The 17,037-nt window shown below is 69.4% G+C and carries 16 protein-coding genes; 10 read left to right on the forward strand and 6 right to left on the reverse strand.

The window, feature by feature from the left end:
- Positions 1-69: 69 nt before the first annotated feature.
- Positions 70-1,008, reverse strand: coding sequence for a beta-ketoacyl-ACP synthase III (locus OHS16_RS04350; RefSeq protein ID WP_328535819.1), 939 nt, complete (start codon positions 1,006-1,008; stop codon positions 70-72).
- 298 nt (positions 1,009-1,306) lie between these two features.
- Here OHS16_RS04350 and OHS16_RS04355 point away from each other — a divergent pair, with 298 nt between their 5' ends.
- From OHS16_RS04355 to OHS16_RS04380, 6 genes are all read left to right on the forward strand, one after another.
- On the forward strand, positions 1,307-2,284 hold the full coding sequence (locus OHS16_RS04355) for a 2-dehydropantoate 2-reductase (RefSeq protein ID WP_328535820.1): 978 nt from the start codon (positions 1,307-1,309) through the stop codon (positions 2,282-2,284).
- Between the two features lie 93 nt (positions 2,285-2,377).
- Positions 2,378-4,300: a molybdopterin oxidoreductase family protein gene (locus OHS16_RS04360; RefSeq protein WP_328535821.1), complete on the forward strand. Its 1,923-nt coding sequence runs from the start codon at positions 2,378-2,380 to the stop codon at positions 4,298-4,300.
- A gap of 4 nt (positions 4,301-4,304) precedes the next feature.
- Positions 4,305-6,245, forward strand: coding sequence for an NAD(P)H-dependent oxidoreductase subunit E (locus tag OHS16_RS04365; protein WP_328535822.1), 1,941 nt, complete (start codon positions 4,305-4,307; stop codon positions 6,243-6,245).
- Complete coding sequence (locus OHS16_RS04370) at positions 6,242-7,099, forward strand: 2Fe-2S iron-sulfur cluster-binding protein (RefSeq protein WP_328535823.1); 858 nt, start codon at positions 6,242-6,244, stop codon at positions 7,097-7,099. Before OHS16_RS04365 ends, OHS16_RS04370 begins: the two co-directional genes overlap by 4 nt.
- A 22-nt stretch (positions 7,100-7,121) precedes the next feature.
- Complete coding sequence (gene fdhD, locus OHS16_RS04375) at positions 7,122-7,961, forward strand: formate dehydrogenase accessory sulfurtransferase FdhD (RefSeq protein WP_328540710.1); 840 nt, start codon at positions 7,122-7,124, stop codon at positions 7,959-7,961.
- A 255-nt stretch (positions 7,962-8,216) separates the two neighbouring features.
- Complete coding sequence (locus OHS16_RS04380) at positions 8,217-8,831, forward strand: hypothetical protein (RefSeq protein WP_328535824.1); 615 nt, start codon at positions 8,217-8,219, stop codon at positions 8,829-8,831.
- 118 nt (positions 8,832-8,949) lie between these two features.
- Here the strand turns inward: OHS16_RS04380 and OHS16_RS04385 are convergent, their stop codons facing one another.
- On the reverse strand, positions 8,950-9,999 hold the full coding sequence (locus OHS16_RS04385) for a bile acid:sodium symporter family protein (RefSeq protein ID WP_328535825.1): 1,050 nt from the start codon (positions 9,997-9,999) through the stop codon (positions 8,950-8,952).
- 118 nt (positions 10,000-10,117) lie between these two features.
- Between OHS16_RS04385 and OHS16_RS04390 the strand changes: the two genes are divergently transcribed.
- From OHS16_RS04390 to OHS16_RS04400, 3 genes are all read left to right on the forward strand, one after another.
- Complete coding sequence (locus tag OHS16_RS04390) at positions 10,118-10,984, forward strand: LysR family transcriptional regulator (RefSeq protein WP_328535826.1); 867 nt, start codon at positions 10,118-10,120, stop codon at positions 10,982-10,984.
- A 478-nt stretch (positions 10,985-11,462) separates the two neighbouring features.
- On the forward strand, positions 11,463-13,259 hold the full coding sequence (locus OHS16_RS04395) for an AMP-dependent synthetase/ligase (protein ID WP_328535827.1): 1,797 nt from the start codon (positions 11,463-11,465) through the stop codon (positions 13,257-13,259).
- 113 nt (positions 13,260-13,372) lie between these two features.
- Positions 13,373-14,209, forward strand: coding sequence for an aldo/keto reductase (locus tag OHS16_RS04400; protein ID WP_328535828.1), 837 nt, complete (start codon positions 13,373-13,375; stop codon positions 14,207-14,209).
- A 121-nt stretch (positions 14,210-14,330) separates the two neighbouring features.
- Here OHS16_RS04400 and OHS16_RS04405 read toward each other — a convergent pair whose 3' ends face one another.
- On the reverse strand, positions 14,331-14,636 hold the full coding sequence (locus OHS16_RS04405; RefSeq protein ID WP_328535829.1) for a 4a-hydroxytetrahydrobiopterin dehydratase: 306 nt from the start codon (positions 14,634-14,636) through the stop codon (positions 14,331-14,333).
- 48 nt (positions 14,637-14,684) lie between these two features.
- Between OHS16_RS04405 and OHS16_RS04410 the strand changes: the two genes are divergently transcribed.
- Entirely contained in the window at positions 14,685-15,491 is an 807-nt protein-coding gene (locus OHS16_RS04410) for a helix-turn-helix domain-containing protein (protein WP_328535830.1), read from the forward strand.
- A 122-nt stretch (positions 15,492-15,613) separates the two neighbouring features.
- On the opposite strand, the gene OHS16_RS04415 is transcribed toward OHS16_RS04410, so the two are convergent.
- From OHS16_RS04415 to OHS16_RS04425, 3 genes are all read right to left on the reverse strand, one after another.
- Positions 15,614-15,754 (reverse strand): hypothetical protein, encoded by a 141-nt coding sequence (locus OHS16_RS04415; RefSeq protein ID WP_328535831.1) that lies wholly within the window; start codon positions 15,752-15,754, stop codon positions 15,614-15,616.
- A 60-nt stretch (positions 15,755-15,814) separates the two neighbouring features.
- Complete coding sequence (locus tag OHS16_RS04420; RefSeq protein WP_328535832.1) at positions 15,815-16,093, reverse strand: hypothetical protein; 279 nt, start codon at positions 16,091-16,093, stop codon at positions 15,815-15,817.
- A gap of 161 nt (positions 16,094-16,254) precedes the next feature.
- The gene (locus tag OHS16_RS04425) at positions 16,255-16,752 is read right to left on the reverse strand and encodes a DUF6328 family protein (RefSeq protein WP_328540711.1); all 498 of its coding nucleotides are present in this window, start codon (positions 16,750-16,752) and stop codon (positions 16,255-16,257) included.
- Positions 16,753-17,037: the final 285 nt, after the last annotated feature.

Here is a 17,037-nt window from a genome sequence, read left to right on the forward strand (position 1 = left end):
GGCCAGTATGCCGCGAGGTGATGTTGCCCGCATCACCTGGGGGCACGCGGCTGGTTCCCACGGGGCGCGTCAGGGGCAGCGAACGACCTGTCCCGCGTACGAGAGGTTCCCGCCGAAACCGAAGAGCAGGACGGGGGCGCCCGAGGGGATCTCGCGGCGTTCCACCAGCTTGGACAGCGCCATCGGAATGCTGGCGGCCGACGTGTTCCCCGAGTCGACGACATCCCGGGCGACCACGGCGTTCACCGCACCGATCTTCGCGGCCACCGGCTCGATGATCCGCAGATTCGCCTGGTGGAGCACCACGGCCGCGAGTTCCTCGGGGGTGACACCGGCCTTCTCGCAGACCTTGCGGGCGATGGGCGGCAGCTGGGTGGTGGCCCAGCGGTACACGGACTGCCCCTCCTGGGCGAAGCGCGGCGGTGTGCCCTCGATCCGTACCGCGTGCCCCATCTCCGGCACCGAGCCCCACAGCACAGGTCCGATGCCCTCCTCCTCGGATGCCTCGACGACGGCGGCGCCCGCCCCGTCACCCACCAGGACGCAGGTCGACCGGTCGGTCCAGTCGGTGATCTCCGCCATCTTGTCCGCGCCGATGACAAGCGCGCGCCCGGCGGACCCGGCCCGCACCGCGTGGTCGGCGACGGCCAGCGCATGGGTGAAGCCGGAGCAGACCACGTTGACGTCCATGGTGGCGGGCGAGCCCATACCCAGTTTGGCGGCCACCCGGGCCGCCATGTTCGGGGAGCGGTCGATCGCCGTCGACGTCGCCACCAGGACGAGGTCGATGTCGCCGGGAACGACACCAGCCGATGCCAGGGCCTTGGCTCCGGCCTGCGCGGCGAGCTCGTCGACCGGCTCCTCCGGGCCTGCGACATGGCGGGTCCTGATGCCCACCCGGGAGCGGATCCACTCGTCACTGGTGTCGACCAGAGCTGCGAGGTCGTGGTTGGTCAGCACCTTGGCAGGCTGGTAGTGGCCGAGTGCGGCGATGCGTGTACCGGTCATACCGGGACCCCTCTGCTGCTGATGGCTGGAGCTCTCCAGTCTTGTCAGCAACCGATGGGTACGACGGCACGTAAAGCACCAAGATTCGGGCGTTCCTCTTGGAGGCTTTACATCACAGGCCGGAATGCAGAGCCGGAAGAAGCCCGGCGAACGGAAGGGGCTGCGCCCACCCTTGTCGAGCAAGGCTCCATACTGTAGACAATATTTTGTCGACAGAGTGCGACTGCTTTCCCGTTTCTTCCGGTTCGCCGGATTCATTCGGTTTCCATCGGTACCCTCGACCGAACGGAGAGCCCTCGTGAAGGTCGCAGTTCTCGGCGCCGGAGCAATCGGCGCCTATGTCGGAGCCGCGCTGCACCGCGCAGGAGCCGACGTCCATCTGATAGCCCGCGGACCCCATCTGGCGGCCATGAGGCGGCACGGAGTGCAGGTGCTCAGCCCCCGCGGCGACTTCACCTCCCTGGCGCACGCCACCGACGACCCGTCCGACATCGGTCCGGTCGACTACGTCTTCCTGGGCCTCAAAGCCAACTCCTATGCGGCGTGCGGGCCGCTGGTCCAGCCGCTGCTCGGGCAGCACACCGCGGTGATCGCCGCGCAGAACGGCATCCCCTGGTGGTACTTCCACCGGTACGGCGGACCGCACGAGGGCCGGCGCATCGAGAGCGTCGACCCGGGCGGGGCGGTCAGTGCCGTACTGCCGCCCGAACGTGCCATCGGCTGTGTCGTCTACGCGGCCACCGAACTCGCCGGGCCCGGAGTGGTCCGGCACCTCGAAGGGACCCGGTTCTCGATCGGCGAACCGGACCGCACTGTCTCCCGGCGCTGCACCGGGTTCAGCGAGGCCATGGAGGCCGGAGGGCTCAGGTGCCCGGTCGAGGGCGATCTGCGCGACGACATCTGGATCAAGCTGCTCGGCAACATCTCCTTCAACCCGCTGAGCGCACTCACCCGGGCGACCATGCGCCAGATGTGCGTACACCGTGACACCCGGCAGGTCATCGAAGTGATGATGAACGAGACACTTCAGGTCGCGGCCGCCCTGGGCAGCCGTCCCGCCATCACCGTCGAGAAGCGACTGGCCGGCGCCGAGCGCGTCGGCGAGCACAAGACGTCCACGCTCCAGGACCTGGAGAAGGGCAAGCCGCTCGAACTCGACGTCCTGCTGGCCGCGGTGGTGGAACTCGCCGGGGTCACGGATGTGCCGGTGCCGACCCTGCGGACCGTGCACGCGATCGCCGATCTGCTGGGCCGCTCGATGTCCGCGGCCGCCTGATTCCCAAACCTCTGGCGCGAGGCTTCCGTTCAGGGACCGACTACAGAATACTGTATGCAATGAGCGCTGATCATCACCATGAGGAGCGCAAGCGTGAAGAAGCGAGACAGAACGCCGAAGACATACGCCCGGCTCACCCACCCACTGGTCCGAAACGACGAGGGCGTGCTGTGCAGGGCCAGTTGGGACGAAGCGCTCAGCAGGGCAGCGGCGGGCTTCAGCGCCGCGAGCGGGGCCTTCGGGATGTTCTCCTGCTCCCGGGCCACCAATGAGATGAACTACGTGGCACAGAAGTTCGCCCGCGTCGTGATGGGAACCAACAACGTCGACTCCTGCAACCGCACCTGTCACGCCCCCAGCGTCGCCGGGCTTTCGGCCGCCTTCGGATCGGGTGGCGGCACCTCTTCCTACGAAGAGGTCGAGCAGACCGACCTGATCCTGATGTGGGGTTCCAACGCCCGGTTCGCGCACCCGATCTTCTTCCACCATGTGCTGAAGGGGATCAGGAACGGCGCCCGGATGTACGCCGTCGATCCGCGGCGCACTTCCACCGCCGAGTGGGCCGAGAGCTGGATGGGGCTGAACGTCGGCACCGACATCCCACTGGCGCACGCGGTGGGCCGCGAGATCATCCACTCCGGACTGCACAACATGCCGTTCATCGAACGGGCGACCACCGGCTTCGACGACTACGCGGCAGACGTGGAGCCCTGGACCCTGTCGGCCGCCGAGAAGGTCACCGGCGTACCCGCCGAGGCGATCCGCGATCTGGCGCACTCCTACGCACGCGCCGAACGGGCCCAGCTCTGCTGGACACTCGGCATCACCGAACACCACAACGGCACCGACAATGTGCGGGCCCTGATCAACCTCGCGCTGCTCACCGGGCATGTCGGGCGATACGGCTCCGGCGTCCAGCCGCTGCGCGGTCAGAACAACGTCCAGGGCGGCGGCGACATGGGGGCCATCCCCGACCGGCTGCCGGGCTTCCAGGACCTCCTGGAGCCTGCGGTGCGCACCAAGTTCGAGGCCGCCTGGAACACCGTCATCCAGCCGGCGTACGGCCTCAACCTCACCCATATGTTCGAGGCGATGGAGAGTGGCGATCTCCGGGCCGTCTACTGCATCGGCGAGAACCCGGCGCAGTCCGAGGCCGACAGCGAGCAGGCCGTGGAGCGGCTGAAGCGGCTCGACTGCCTGGTCGTGCAGGACATCTTCCTGACGAAGACCGCCGAACTGGCCGATGTGGTGCTGCCGGCGACCGCCGCCTGGTGCGAGACGGACGGCACCACGACCAGCAGCGAACGGCGGGTGCAGCGGGTGCGCAAGGCGGTGGATCCGCCGGGTGAGGCGCGCGAGGACATCGAGATCATCTGCGATATCGCCGTCCGGCTCGGTCACGACTGGAAGTACGGCGGTGCCCAGTCCGTCTGGGACGAACTGCGTTCGGTGTCCCCGGAGCACTGGGGCATGACGTATGAGCGTCTGGAAGAGCATCAGGGGATCCGCTGGCCGTGTCCCGACACCGATCGGATCGAACCGAGCTTCCTGCACGGCCGGTTGTGGGACGCCGATCCGGCACGACGCGGCCGGCTCGCTCCCTTCGGCATCGTGAAGCACGACCCACCGGTCGATATGACCGACGAGGGCTTCCCCATCCGCCTGACCACGGGCCGTCGGCTCGACTCGTACAACACCGGTGTGCAGAGCGGCAGTTTCGCCTCACCGCTGCGGCGGGGCGAGTACATCGAACTCTGTCCGGAGGACGCGGCCGCCCACGGGGTCAAGGCCGGAGAGGAGGTGCGGATCACCTCCCGGCGCGGGTCGGTGGTCGCCCCGGTGTGGATCGACCCCGGGCTGCGTCCCGGGCTCGCCTTCATGACCATGCACTTTCCCGACGAGGTCGACACCAACCAGCTCACGATCGAGGCGAACTGTCCGATCGCGGGGACCGCCGAGTTCAAGGCATCGGCGATTCGGATCGAAAAGCTGCCTGTCGCGGCCGTGAGGAGCTGACGCAGTGGACCTGCACTTCGGTGACGGCAAGCCGACGGACCAGGAGAGGGCGGCGGTCGACGCACTGCTCGGCCCTGCCTCGTCGCCCTGGGAAGGTGCGGACGACCGCAGCGAAACGGACCTGCGGTGGGCCCGCGGTGGGCGGGACGCACGGGAGCGGCGCGACCAGCTGCTGCCGGGGCTGCACGCGATCAACGACCGGGTGGGGTGGATCAGCGAGGGCGCCCTTGACTATCTGTGCCGCCGGCTCACGATTCCGCCGGCGGATGCCTACGGGGTCGCGACCTTCTACGCGATGTTCGCGGTCGCACCGCGTCCCGCGAGAGTCGTTCATGTCTGCACGGATCTGGCTTGTGCGGTGCGCGGGTCGGCAGCCCTGTGCGCGGACCTGGAGGAACGGCTGGGTGCTGCCGGGGCCACCGAGGGGGATGTGACCTGGCAGCAGAGTCCCTGTCTCGGGTTGTGCGAGCGGGCTCCGGCGGCGCTGGTGCTGCAGGCCGGTGAGCCGGCGTCCGCGGCGGGCCGCGCACCCTCCCCGCTCCACAGCGGGCCGCGGAAGGCAGCCGCCGAGGTGGTACGGCGCCGGACTTCCGCGGTGGTCGCCCCCGCGACCGCCGGCACCGTCGCCTCCGCTGCCACCGCCCCGGAAGCGGCACCCGGCGAACCTCCCGCCGCCATGGCGGTGCCACAGGCCGGCCGGCCGGATCTGACGCTGCTGAAGCGGGTCGGCGTCGTCGACCCGGCATCGCTCGACGACTACCGCGCCCACGGCGGTTACGCCGCACTGCGCCGGGCCTTCGGCATCGGGCCTGCCGAGGTGATCCGGGAGGTCACCGAGGCAGGTCTGCTCGGACGCGGGGGCGCGGCGTTCCCGACCGGGCGCAAGTGGCAGGCCACCGCGTCCCAGCCGGACCACCCGCATTACCTGGTCTGCAACGCGGACGAGTCCGAGCCGGGCACCTTCAAGGACCGGGTGGTGATGGAGGGCGACCCCTATGCGCTGGTCGAGTCCATGACCATCGCGGGGTACGCCGTCGGTGCCCATCAGGGCTACCTCTACATCCGGGGCGAGTACCCCCGCGCGGTGGCGAGGCTGGAACACGCCATCGCCCAGGCCAGATCCCGTGGTTTCCTCGGCGAGAACGTGCTGGGCCACGGTTATGCCTTCGACATCGAACTGCGGCGCGGTGCGGGCGCGTACATCTGCGGCGAGGAGACCGCCCTCTTCAACTCGATCGAGGGATATCGCGGAGAACCGCGCTCCAAGCCACCGTTCCCGGTGGAGAAGGGACTCTTCGGGAAGCCGACGGCGGCCAACAACGTCGAGACGCTGATCAACGTGCTGCCTGTCCTCACGATGGGCGCGGAGGCGTACGCCGCTGTCGGGACCGGGACGTCGACGGGGCCGAAACTCTTCTGTGTCTCGGGGAGTGTGCGGCGGCCAGGGGTCTACGAGCTGCCGTTCGGCGCGGCACTCGACGAGCTGCTCGAACTGGCCGGCCGGCCGGAGTCGATACGGGCCGTGCTGCTCGGCGGTGCCGCGGGCGGGTTCGTACGGCCCGACGAGACGGACATCCCGCTCACCTTCGAAGGGACCCGCGCTGCGGGTACCACGCTCGGCTCGGGGGTGGTCCTGGTGATCGACGACAGCGTCGAGCTGCCCCGGATCCTGCTCCGCATCGCCGAGTTCTTCCGTGACGAGTCCTGCGGTCAGTGTGTGCCCTGCCGGATCGGGACCGTCCGCCAGGAGGAGGCACTGCACCGGATCCTCGATCGGAGGGGCGCCGAGGCCGCCGACGACGTCGCGCTGCTGCGCGAGGTGGGCAGCGCCATGAAGGACGCGTCGATCTGCGGTCTGGGACAGACCGCCTGGAATGCCGTCGAGTCGGCCATAGACCGGCTGGGTGTCTACGCAGCAGCAGATCCTGAGAGGAGCACCACATGACCGCCGTACCGCTTCAGCCGCCCCGGCGGCTCATCGAGTTCACCCTCGACGGCCGGGAGACCCGGGTTCCGGAGGGATCCACGATTCTCGACGCCTGCCGGGCGGCGGGCAAGGACGTGCCGACGCTCTGTGAGGGCGACACTCTCACACCCAAGAACGCCTGCCGGGTGTGTGTCGTGGAGGTGGCGGGGGCCCGCACTCTCGCCCCCGCCTGTTCGCGCCGGGCCGAGGCGGGCATGGACGTGCGGACCGACACCCGGCGCGCCCGGCACAGCCGGAAGATCGTCCTCGAACTGCTCGCCTCGTCGACGGATCTGTCGACCACGCCGCGAGCCGCTGAGTGGATCAAGGAGTACCAGGCCGAGCCGGGCCGGTTCGGAGCCGGTGCGGCGCGGCTGAACGAGGCGCCGAAAATCGACAATGATCTCTACGTCCGCGACTACGACAAGTGCATCCAGTGCTACAAGTGCGTGGATGCCTGTGGTGAGCAGTGGCAGAACAGCTTCGCGATATCGGTGGCCGGCCGGGGGTTCGACGCCCGCATCTCCACCGAACACGACGCTCCGCTCACCGATTCCGCCTGTGTGTTCTGCGGCAACTGCATCGAGGTCTGCCCGACCGGAGCGCTCAGCTTCAAGTCGGAGTTCGACATGCGCGACGCAGGCACCTGGAACGAGTCGGCGCAGACCGAGACCACCACTGTCTGCGCCTACTGCGGGGTGGGCTGCAACCTCACCCTCCATGTCCAGGAGAATGAGATCGTCAAGGTCACCTCACCGCACGACAACCCGGTGACGCACGGCAATCTCTGCATCAAGGGCCGATTCGGCTTCCAGCACGTACAGCAGCACTGACCGAAGGGTGGGACTGATTCCTATGGGACGGGTCACCGAACGCCGCCGCGTCATCCGCATCAGGGACGGGGCGGTGACGACCCGGCCGGACACCCTGGTGGCCGAGGAGCCGCTGGAGATCCGGCTGGGCGGCAAGGCGCTCGCCATCACCATGCGCACTCCGGGTGACGACTTCGCGCTCGCGGCGGGCTTCCTGGTCAGTGAGGGTGTGCTCGGATCGGCTGACGAGCTGCAGTCGATCGTCTACTGCGCGGGGGCCACCGCGGACGGCTCGAACACCTACAACGTCGTCGATGTGAAGCTCGCTCCGGGCGTGGAGCTGCCGGACATCACCCTGGAGCGCAACGTCTACACCACGTCCTCGTGCGGTCTGTGCGGCAAGGCGAGCCTGGACGCGGTCAGGACCACAGCTCGATTCCCGATCGCCGACAATCCCCCGGTCCGCGTCGAGCCGGAACTGCTTGCCGTCCTCCCCGACCGGCTACGGGCCGCGCAACAGGTCTTCGACCGTACCGGTGGCCTGCACGCGGCGGCGCTCTTCACCCCCGACGGTGAGCTGCTGGACATCCGCGAGGACGTCGGCCGGCACAACGCGGTGGACAAACTGGTGGGCCGGGCCCTGCAGAACGACCGGCTCCCGCTCTCCCAGGCCATTCTGCTGGTCTCGGGGCGTGCGTCCTTCGAGCTCGCCCAGAAGGCCGTGATGGCCGGCATCCCCGTTCTCGCCGCTGTCTCGGCACCGTCCTCCCTGGCCGTCGATCTCGCCGCCGAGACCGGTCTCACGCTGGTCGGTTTTCTGCGCGGGTCCTCCATGAACGTGTACGCGGGCGACGAGCGGGTCGCCCTGCACACCGGGGTCTGACGCGCCCCGCGGCACGGGTCGGCGGACCGGCCGGCGGGGAGCGCCCCCTGCGCCGGCCGGCCCCGGGCCCGTGCCGGTCTCCGCTTCCCCTGCACCCGCCGGATCCTGTCGGACCCGGCCCGGTCCGACGGGGTCCGACCGCGCCGACAAGCCATAAGGTCACAGCATGGGACTGGAACCGGGGCCGGGGTTCGGTGCACACATCGCAGCACCATCCCTCCACGAGAGCCGTATGCCGGCAGTACGGTCGAGAACATGACGCATCAGCCGCCCGCATCCCAGCGCCGGGTGGTACGCACCGCCGACCCGGAATCGGGGCTGCTCCAGGGACCCTCCACGGCCCTTGCCGCCCTGGTGGCCGCAGGTCTGGCGCTGCGCCACCCACGGCCTCCGCACCGGCACTACCTGACCCCGGCCGGTCAGCGGCTGCGCGAGCAACTTGCCTCCGAACCGGTCCAGTTGGTGCCGTCCCCGGCACCGTCAGAACCGTCGGAGCCGTCCGGGGTGTTCAGCGCCAGGACCGGCAGCGAGGACGATCCCGCCGGAGACCCTGAGCGCGAGCGCGAGGTCCGCAGCGCCTGGCAGGGCCTGATCGAGATGCGGCGGGTCACCAATCCCGACCGGTCGGAAGAGCGTCCGTGCCCGTGGGAACGCACGCATCTGACCCAGGCCGCGGCACTTGCTCTGGAAGCAGGTCACTGCCGGGGCTATCTGGTGAGCGAATCCGTCCAGCCCGAGGCGGTCCGGGTGGACGGACCCGATTCCGGGGCGTACTCCGGGGCACTGGAGCTGGCAGGCTGGCAGACGTCGGCGCATGCGGACCGGCGGGCGGGTTCGGCATATCTGCTGGCGTCGCCGCGCCGGGCCTGAGCCGGCCGCGCCGCTCAGCCCGGTCGCGAGCTCTCCGGCCCGCAGCTCTTTGACTACCGCGCCGCGGTTGCACATGAACTCATCGAGTCGCGCGCCGGTCTGGGCAAGGTCGCTCTGGTCACCGCACAGCGGCCTCGGGTTCGGCCGACGACCCGCCGTCGTGGGTGACGGAGATCCGGGCGTCCTCCGCGGGAAGCGGATCGCGCGACCGCCGCTTGGCGATCACCGCGCACACCATCAGCTGCATCTGGTGGAACAGCATCAGCGGCAGCACAGCCAGCGAGGCCTGCGCGCCGAACAGCACGCTCGCCATGGGCAGTCCGGCCGCCAGGCTCTTCTTCGAACCGGCGAACTGGATCGCGATCCGGTCACCCCTGCCGAACCCGAGCCGCTTGGCCCCGTACCAGGTGAACGACAGCATCACGGCCAGCAACACGGCCTCCACCGCCAGCAGCCCCAGCAGCCGCACGAAGCTGACCTGATGCCAGATCCCGCGCACCATACCCTCGCTGAACGCCGTGTAGACGACCAGCAGGATCGAGCCCCGGTCGACGTAGCCCAGCACCTTCTTGTTCTTCGTCAGGAAGCCGCTCACCCAGCGCCGCAGCAACTGGCCCGCCAGGAAGGGCGCCAGCAGCTGCAGCACGATCTTCAGCAAGGAGTCGGCCGAGAACCCGCCACCACTGCTGCCGAGAACCATGGCGGCAAGCACCGGAGTGAGAACGATGCCCGCCAGCGACGAGAAGGAGCCCGCGCAGATCGCAGCGGGCACGTTGCCGCGCGCGATGGAGGTGAAGGCGATCGACGACTGGATCGTCGAAGGCACCAGACAGAGAAACAGCAGACCGTGGTAAAGCTGGGGCGTGAGGATCACCGGGACGACCCCTCTGGCGGCGAGGCCGAGCAAGGGGAACGCCACGAACGTACAGATCATGACGGTGAGGTGGAGCCGCCAGTGCTTCAGTCCCTCCATCGCCTCGCCGGTGGAGAGCCTCGCGCCGTAGAGGAAGAAGAGCAGGGCCACCGCCCCCGTGGACGCGCCTCCGGCCACGTCGGCGGCCGTGCCGCGGGCCGGCAGCAGCGCCGCCACCATCACCGTCCCGATCAGAGCCAGGATGTACGGGTCGATCGGCAGCCAGGACGGGAACTGCAGCGTGCGGCGGCTCATGTGCTCCACTTGCTCTCGGAAGTCGGCTCGTGCCCTCTCCATCGTCCACGCTGCGCCCATGATCGGGAATCCTGCATACCACTCTGACTGATATCACGGAACGCTATAACCTCGGAGCATGTACGACCCGGCACAACTCCGCACCTTCCTCACCGTGTCGCAGACCTTGAGCTTCACCCAGGCCGCGCAGCGACTCGGCCTGCGGCAGTCCACGGTGAGCCAGCACGTCCGCCGCCTCGAGGACGCGACCGGCCGCACGCTCTTCACCCGGGACACCCACAGCGTGGAACTCACGGAGGACGGTGAGGCGATGCTGGGATTCGCCCGTACGATCCTCGGCGCGCACGAACGGGCGGCTGCCTTCTTCGCCGGGTCGCGCCCCCGCGGCAGGCTGCGCTTCGGCGCGTCGGAGGACTTCGTACTGACCCGGTTGCCGGAGATCCTGGAGTCCTACCGCACCGAACACCCCGAGGTGGACCTGGAGCTCACCGTGGGGCTGTCGGGCACGCTGCACGAGCAGCTCGCCGCGGGCGGGCTCGATCTGGTCCTCGCGAAGCGGCGCACCGACCGCAGCCACGGGGAACTCGTGTGGCGCTCCGCCCTCACCTGGATCGGCGCCCCCCGGCTGCACATCGACCCCGAACGGCCGCTCCCGCTGATCCTCTTCCCGCCTCCTGGGATCACCCGCGCACGCGCCCTCGAAGTACTCGAAAAAGACGGTCGCCCCTATCGCATCTCCTGCACGAGTACCAGCCTGAGCGGTCTGATCGCGGCTGCGCGGGCAGGGCTCGGCGTCATGGCTCACACCCGGGGGCTGATCCCGCCCGGGCTCAGCCAGATCCCGGCCAGGGCGGGGCTCCCGGACCTGGGCGACGTGGACTTCGTGCTGCTGCACGGACGGGAGGGAGGACGGGCACAGGAGGCGGCCGACGCGCTGGCCTCGGCGATTCTGGCGGGGGCCGACCGATTGCACCGCCAGGCATGAAGCGGCCGCGGGTCGCGGGGCCGCCTGCTACGGCGCCGCGCGGCGGCGCTCCTCGTAGGTGAGTGCCCGCGCCAGGTGTCGCGGAAAGGGCCGGAACTCCCGGACCGGGCCGGCCGCACAGGCCACGCACAGCCGGGTCACAGAGGGTGTCCGCACGGAAGCGCGCGGGCACCCTCACGGCCGTCCGGCCAAAAGTTGGCCTGTACCGGTCACGCGCAGGTCACAGGGGTTGAGCGGCAGCCGTGCCTTCTCCGTACAGATTCAGTGGAGATTCCGGCTCCCGGAACTTACTGTTCGGTCAGAGGAGCGCCCGGGGCGTGCCCATGCGGGTACATTTCACCCGACGACACCTGTCAATTCGCCACATCCCCGACCCTCCGAGCCCTCTCCCGCCGAACCTCACCGTGAGGTAGCGTCACGGCGCTGTGCGGAGCGTCACATAGGAGCAGGTCACTTGCGCGAGTTCACTGTCCCACCCATGGTGACGGCGCCCCAGGTCGGCGGACTGGCGGACGTCGTGTTCGATCACGCCGAAGATGATCCACACCGGCCCGCCCTCGGCCGGAAGAAGGACGGGCGCTGGCACGACGTGTCGTCCGGCGAGTTCCGCGACGAGGTGCTGGCCCTGGCCAAGGGCCTGCTCGCCGACGGTGTGCGCTTCGGCGACCGCGTGGCGATCATGTGCCGCACGCGCTACGAGTGGACCCTCTTCGACTTCGCCCTGTGGGCCGTGGGCGCCCAGCCCATACCGGTCTACCCGACGTCCTCCGCCGAGCAGGTCTTCTGGATGCTCTACGACTCGGAGGTCACCGCGTGCATGGTGGAGCACGAGGACCACGCCATGACCATCGGTTCGGTGATCGACCGGCTGCCCAACCTGCGGCGTCTGTGGCAGCTGGACGCGGGTGTCCTCGATGAACTGTTCGCGGCGGGCGCCCAGGTCGACGACGAGGTGGTGCACCGCCACCGCCGGGCGGTGACCCCCGATTCCGTTGCCACCGTGATCTACACGTCGGGCACCACCGGACGTCCCAAGGGCTGTGTGATCACCCACGCCAACCTGATGTACGAGGGCGACACCATGATCTCCCGCTGGGAGCCGGTGTTCCACTCCAAGCGCGGCGACGAGGCGTCGACGCTGCTCTTCCTTCCGCTGGCACATGTCTTCGGACGCATGGTCGAGGTCGCCACGGTCCGTGGCCGGGTGAAACTCGGTCACCAGCCCGAGCTCGCCGCCCGGGCCCTGCTGCCCGACCTGGCGGCCTTCCGGCCCACCTTCATCCTCGCGGTGCCCTACATCTTCGAGAAGGTCTTCAACGCGGCCCGGCGCAAGGCCGAGGCCGACGGGAAGTCCGGGCCCTTCGAGAAGGCGGTCGATGTGGCCGTGCGCTACGCGGAAGCCATGGAGCACAAGGCGTTCGGCATGGGCCCCGGGCCGTCGGCGGGGCTGCGGATGCAGCACCAGTTCTTCGAGAAGGTCGTGTACTCGAAGGTGCGGGATGCCCTGGGCGGCCGGGTGCGGCACGCGATGTCCGGCGGCTCGGGGATGGACCGGCGCCTCGGACTCTTCTTCGAGGGCGCCGGCGTCACCATCTACGAGGGCTACGGACTCACCGAGTCCTCGGCGGCAGCGACAGCCAACCCTCCCGAGCGCACCCGCTACGGGACCGTCGGCCAGCCGATCCCCGGCTCCACGGTGCATATCGCCGACGACGGGGAAGTGTGGGTGTACGGCCAGAACGTGTTCGCCGGGTACCTCAACTCCCCCAAGGCCACCGACGCCGTACTCAACGACGGCTGGCTCGCGACGGGCGATCTGGGCTCCCTCGACGAGGACGGCTACCTCACCATCACCGGGCGCAAGAAGGAGATCCTGGTGACGTCCGGCGGCAAGAGCGTCTCACCGGCGGCGCTGGAGGAGCGGGTGAGAGCCCATCCGCTCATCGCCCAGTGTCTGGCTGTCGGCAACGACCGGCCCTACATCGCGGCACTCGTCACTCTCGACCAGGAAGCGGTCGAGCACTGGCTCTCGATGCACGGCAAGCCGTCGATGGCTCCGGCCGCACTGGTCCGCGACCCCGATCTGGAGACAGAGGTGAGACGGGCGGTGGTCGCGGCCAACACCCTGGTGTCGCAGGCCGAGTCGATCCGCACGTTCCGGATCCTGGCGCATCAGTTCTCCGAGGAGCACGGGCTGCTCACCCCGTCGCTCAAGCTCAAGCGCAAGGCGATCGAGACGGCCTACAGCGACGAGGTCGAAGCCCTGTATCACTGAGGCGGCAACCGGACCCGTACGCGGGAGCGGGAATTCGGCGGGCCGCTTGATCGTTCACCCTGGACGAATCAGCCAACACGTTTGAAACCGACACGCATAGGAGCCGACCGCTCGTGAGCAAGGTCCCCTTCATCACCCTCAACAACGGCGTCCGGATGCCTCAGCTGGGCTTCGGTGTCTGGCAGATCGCCGACGCCGAGGCCACCGAGGCCGTCGGCACCGCTCTGGAGGCCGGCTACCGCAGCATCGACACCGCTGCGATCTACGGCAACGAAGAGGGCACAGGCAAGGCCCTCGCGGCCTCGGGGATCGCCCGTGACGAGCTCTTCGTCACGACAAAGCTGTGGAACGCGGAACAGGGTTACGACTCCACGCTGCGCGCCTTCGACACCTCGCTGGCCAAGCTCGGCCTCGACCACGTCGACCTGTATCTGATCCACTGGCCGGTGCCGTCCAAGGACGCCTACGTGGACACCTACAAGGCCTTCGAGAAGATCTACGCCGACGGCCGCGCCAAGGCGATCGGCGTCTCCAACTTCCTTCCCGGGCATCTGGAGCGGCTGCTGGGCGAGACGTCCGTGGTTCCGGCCGTGAACCAGATCGAACTGCACCCGCAGCTTCAGCAGGCCGAGTCCCGCGCCTTCCACACCGAGCGCGGCATTCACACCGAGGCGTGGTCGCCGCTCGGCCAGGGCAAGGGACTGCTGGATGTTCCGACGATCCTCGCGATTGCCCGCAAGCACGACCGGAGCGCTGCCCAGGTCGTGCTGCGCTGGCATCTGCAGACCGGGAACGTCGTGATCCCCAAGTCCGTGACACCTTCCAGGATCAGGGAGAACTTCGACGTCTTCGGATTCGAGCTGGACGCCGACGACCTGGCGGCGATCGCCGCGCTGGACGAGGGCAAGCGACTGGGCGCCGACCCGGCCACGATGAGCCTCGGCGCGTGACCACCCCGGCCCGTCGGACAACACCGCGGACGGTGCGCCGGGGCATCCGTGCCCTCGCGCCGTCCGCGGTGCCCGGTGGCGGGCGGAGGGGGCCTGCCGCGTGTCCGACGGCGACGGCCGCTCAGCCGGCCCTGTGCCCGGGCGCGATTTCCTCCACCCGCCGGGCCAGCTCGAAGTCCTTCTCGGTCACCGCTCCGCCGGCGTCGTGCGAGTTCACGGTCAGCCGGACCGTGTTGTAGCCGAGCATCAGATCGGAGTGGTGGCCGAGCTCTTCCTGGATCTGGGCGATGTGGACGACCAGCGCGGTGGCCCCGAAGTGATGGGGCAACCGGTAGGAACGGGCGATCCTGTCCCCTTCCAGTGACCAGCCGGGCAGCTCGTGCAGCCGGTCCTCGATGTCCTTCCGCGACAGCGGCGCAGCGGGCATTGCGGGGCTCCTTCCAGGTAGCGGTGACTGCGAGGTTACGGTCTGGGTATGACAACTGTCGCGCTCGACACAGGGGTAGGGACACTGCTGCGCGGCTGGCGCCGGCAGCGCCGGATCAGCCAGTTGGAGCTGGCTCTGCGTGCCGAGTCGTCCGCCCGCCACATCAGCTTCGTCGAGACCGGCCGCTCCCGCCCCAGCGAGGAGATGATCCTGCGCCTCGCCGAACACCTCGACGTCCCGGTGCGCGAGCGCAACGCGCTGCTGCTGGCGGCCGGCTATGCCCCCCGATACGCCGAAACGCTTCTCGACGACCCCTCGATGGGCGCACTGCACGAGGGAATCCAGCAGCTGCTGCAGGGCTACGAACCGTATCCGGCGCTGGTGGTCGACGGGATGTACAACGTGGTCGCCGCCAACCGCGGGATCGCCATGCTGCTGGAAGGGGTACCCGGGCAGCTGCTCACCCCGCCGCTCAACGCGATGCGGCTGACCCTGCATCCGTCCGGGCTCGCCCCGCGCATCCGCAATCTCCGGGAGTGGCGCGGTCATCTGCTGCACCAGATGGAACGCCAGGTCGCGCTGGCGCGCTCCGAGCCGCTGCGCCGCCTGTACGAAGAGGTCAGCGGATACCCGCTTGCCGGGTCCCACGATCCGGACGACCGGCAGGATCCGGCCCCCTACCCGTGCTTCGCGCTTCCTCTGCGGATCGAACACGACGGACGGGTGCTGTCCTTCGTGTCCTCCATCTCCACCTTCAACACCCCGATGGATGTGACGGTGGCCGAGCTGGCCATCGAAACGTTCCTGCCGGCGGATCCGGCGACGGTGAGCTATCTGCAGTCCATGAAGCCGTAGCGGGCGCACCCGGTGCGCCGCCTCGCTGAGCTGCGAGGCGGCCGCCGGCCGGTGCGGCTGCCGGTGCCGAGAGCGCACAGATCGCCGGGTGGTCGTCGTGGCGGTGGGCACGCGCGGTGACGTCATTCGATTCCGAGGGGCCCGATGCCCAGATCCTCACGCATACGGCGGCGCATCTCGGCCATGGCCGTGCGGCGCTGCCGGACGAAGGCCACGTCCTCGGCGGAGCCCACCTCGACCCCGCGGGCATAGGCGTCGCGCATCCGGCGCAGGCTGTGGAACGCCTCGTTCCCGGCCGCAACGACGAGCGGCGGGCCCACAAGTCAGAGCTGCTCGCTCGCCGTGTGCAATCCGGTCCCACGGAAGACTTCGCGCACCGCCGCATCACGCGCCGACTCGGACCTGTGATCGCCCAGCGCGACGGCCCGTATCTCCTCCCCCGCGTCCTTGAGGGCGGAGGCGTACTCGCCGTACGCGGCGCGCCGCACTTCCAGAGCGTGACGTGCTTCCTCGCGCCGCCATCTGCTGCGATCGGCGATCAGGGTGGCAGCGATGCCGATGGAAGCACCGGTCAGCGTGGAAAGCAGAGGCATCAAGTCCATGCGCCGCATGCTGTCCCAACCATTGCTGCGACACCAGCGGCCCGCACATCCGGCTTGGTGGCCCCGGGTCTTGAGGGGTACCGGGCCGACGGCCGCACTGGTGACCGCCGGCGCTCGGACCACGGCCTCCAGCTCGTGTTCGAGCAGCCCCGGTTTCCCCGCTATCTCTCACACCCGTCCTGATCGCGGCTCATATGCCGCGCCCAGAGGGGGATGACGCCCCAGCACACCACGAACCAGCCGACCATGACGCCGACGAGCCACAGCGCGGTGGTGTTGTGCAGGGCGACCCGGAGGACCAGGAGCAGCGAACACGCCATCGTGCACAGCAGCAGCGCGAGCCCGAGCAGGGTCAGCCGGGATGCCCAGACGACGGCCTGGGGTTTGAGCTGCCGGCCGGTGAGGAGCCGGTGCAGCGAGACCGGTGCGATGAGGGCGCCCGTCGTGGCCGCGCCCAGCACGACCGTCACCGTGTAGATGCCGCGGTCCGTCCCGGAGAGTCCGGTGAACCGCTGCTGGAAGACCACGGTGAGCAGGAAGCCGAAGAGGATCTGCACACCGGTCTGCGCGACCCGCAGTTCCTGGAGCAGATCCGTCCACTTCCGGTCGGCCCGCTCCTCCTCGGTCTCGTCGCGTCCGTGGCTGGGCGCGTCATCCATGGTCACGTGGCAGCCCCGTCCCCGCTCGGCTTCTTCGCCGGTCGCCTACCCGGGGAGCACGCCTCCATCCGTCCCCGTACACCCTCCCGTACGGCGCCGCGCTCCGGCGTACGGCAGGCGCCCGCCCGGGGCAGCCGCGACCGGCCGCCCCGGGCCGGGCGACGGCCGGAGGCCGCCCCTTCGGGCATCACCGCTGCCCGGGTCGCATAGACTTCGCGCCGGTACGGCGCCCTGAAACCCGCGCCGTCGGGGTGAGGGGTGGAGTGTGTACGAGACGTCCGTGAC

This window comes from Streptomyces sp. NBC_00344, from assembly GCF_036088315.1.
Lineage (GTDB): Bacteria > Actinomycetota > Actinomycetes > Streptomycetales > Streptomycetaceae > Streptomyces.

Coding starts and splice junctions, on each gene's coding strand:
- OHS16_RS04385 (WP_328535825.1), bottom strand. CDS start 9,999: ATGAGCCGCCGCACGCTGCAGTTCCCGTCCTGGCTGCCGATCGACCCG.
- OHS16_RS04405 (WP_328535829.1), bottom strand. CDS start 14,636: ATGCCCGCTGCGCCGCTGTCGCGGAAGGACATCGAGGACCGGCTGCAC.
- OHS16_RS04390 (WP_328535826.1), top strand. CDS start 10,118: ATGTACGACCCGGCACAACTCCGCACCTTCCTCACCGTGTCGCAGACC.
- fdhD (WP_328540710.1), top strand. CDS start 7,122: ATGGGACGGGTCACCGAACGCCGCCGCGTCATCCGCATCAGGGACGGG.
- OHS16_RS04380 (WP_328535824.1), top strand. CDS start 8,217: ATGACGCATCAGCCGCCCGCATCCCAGCGCCGGGTGGTACGCACCGCC.
- OHS16_RS04395 (WP_328535827.1), top strand. CDS start 11,463: ATGGTGACGGCGCCCCAGGTCGGCGGACTGGCGGACGTCGTGTTCGAT.
- OHS16_RS04370 (WP_328535823.1), top strand. CDS start 6,242: ATGACCGCCGTACCGCTTCAGCCGCCCCGGCGGCTCATCGAGTTCACC.
- OHS16_RS04420 (WP_328535832.1), bottom strand. CDS start 16,093: ATGGACTTGATGCCTCTGCTTTCCACGCTGACCGGTGCTTCCATCGGC.
- OHS16_RS04415 (WP_328535831.1), bottom strand. CDS start 15,754: ATGCGCGACGCCTATGCCCGCGGGGTCGAGGTGGGCTCCGCCGAGGAC.
- OHS16_RS04350 (WP_328535819.1), bottom strand. CDS start 1,008: ATGACCGGTACACGCATCGCCGCACTCGGCCACTACCAGCCTGCCAAG.
- OHS16_RS04425 (WP_328540711.1), bottom strand. CDS start 16,752: ATGGATGACGCGCCCAGCCACGGACGCGACGAGACCGAGGAGGAGCGG.
- OHS16_RS04410 (WP_328535830.1), top strand. CDS start 14,685: ATGACAACTGTCGCGCTCGACACAGGGGTAGGGACACTGCTGCGCGGC.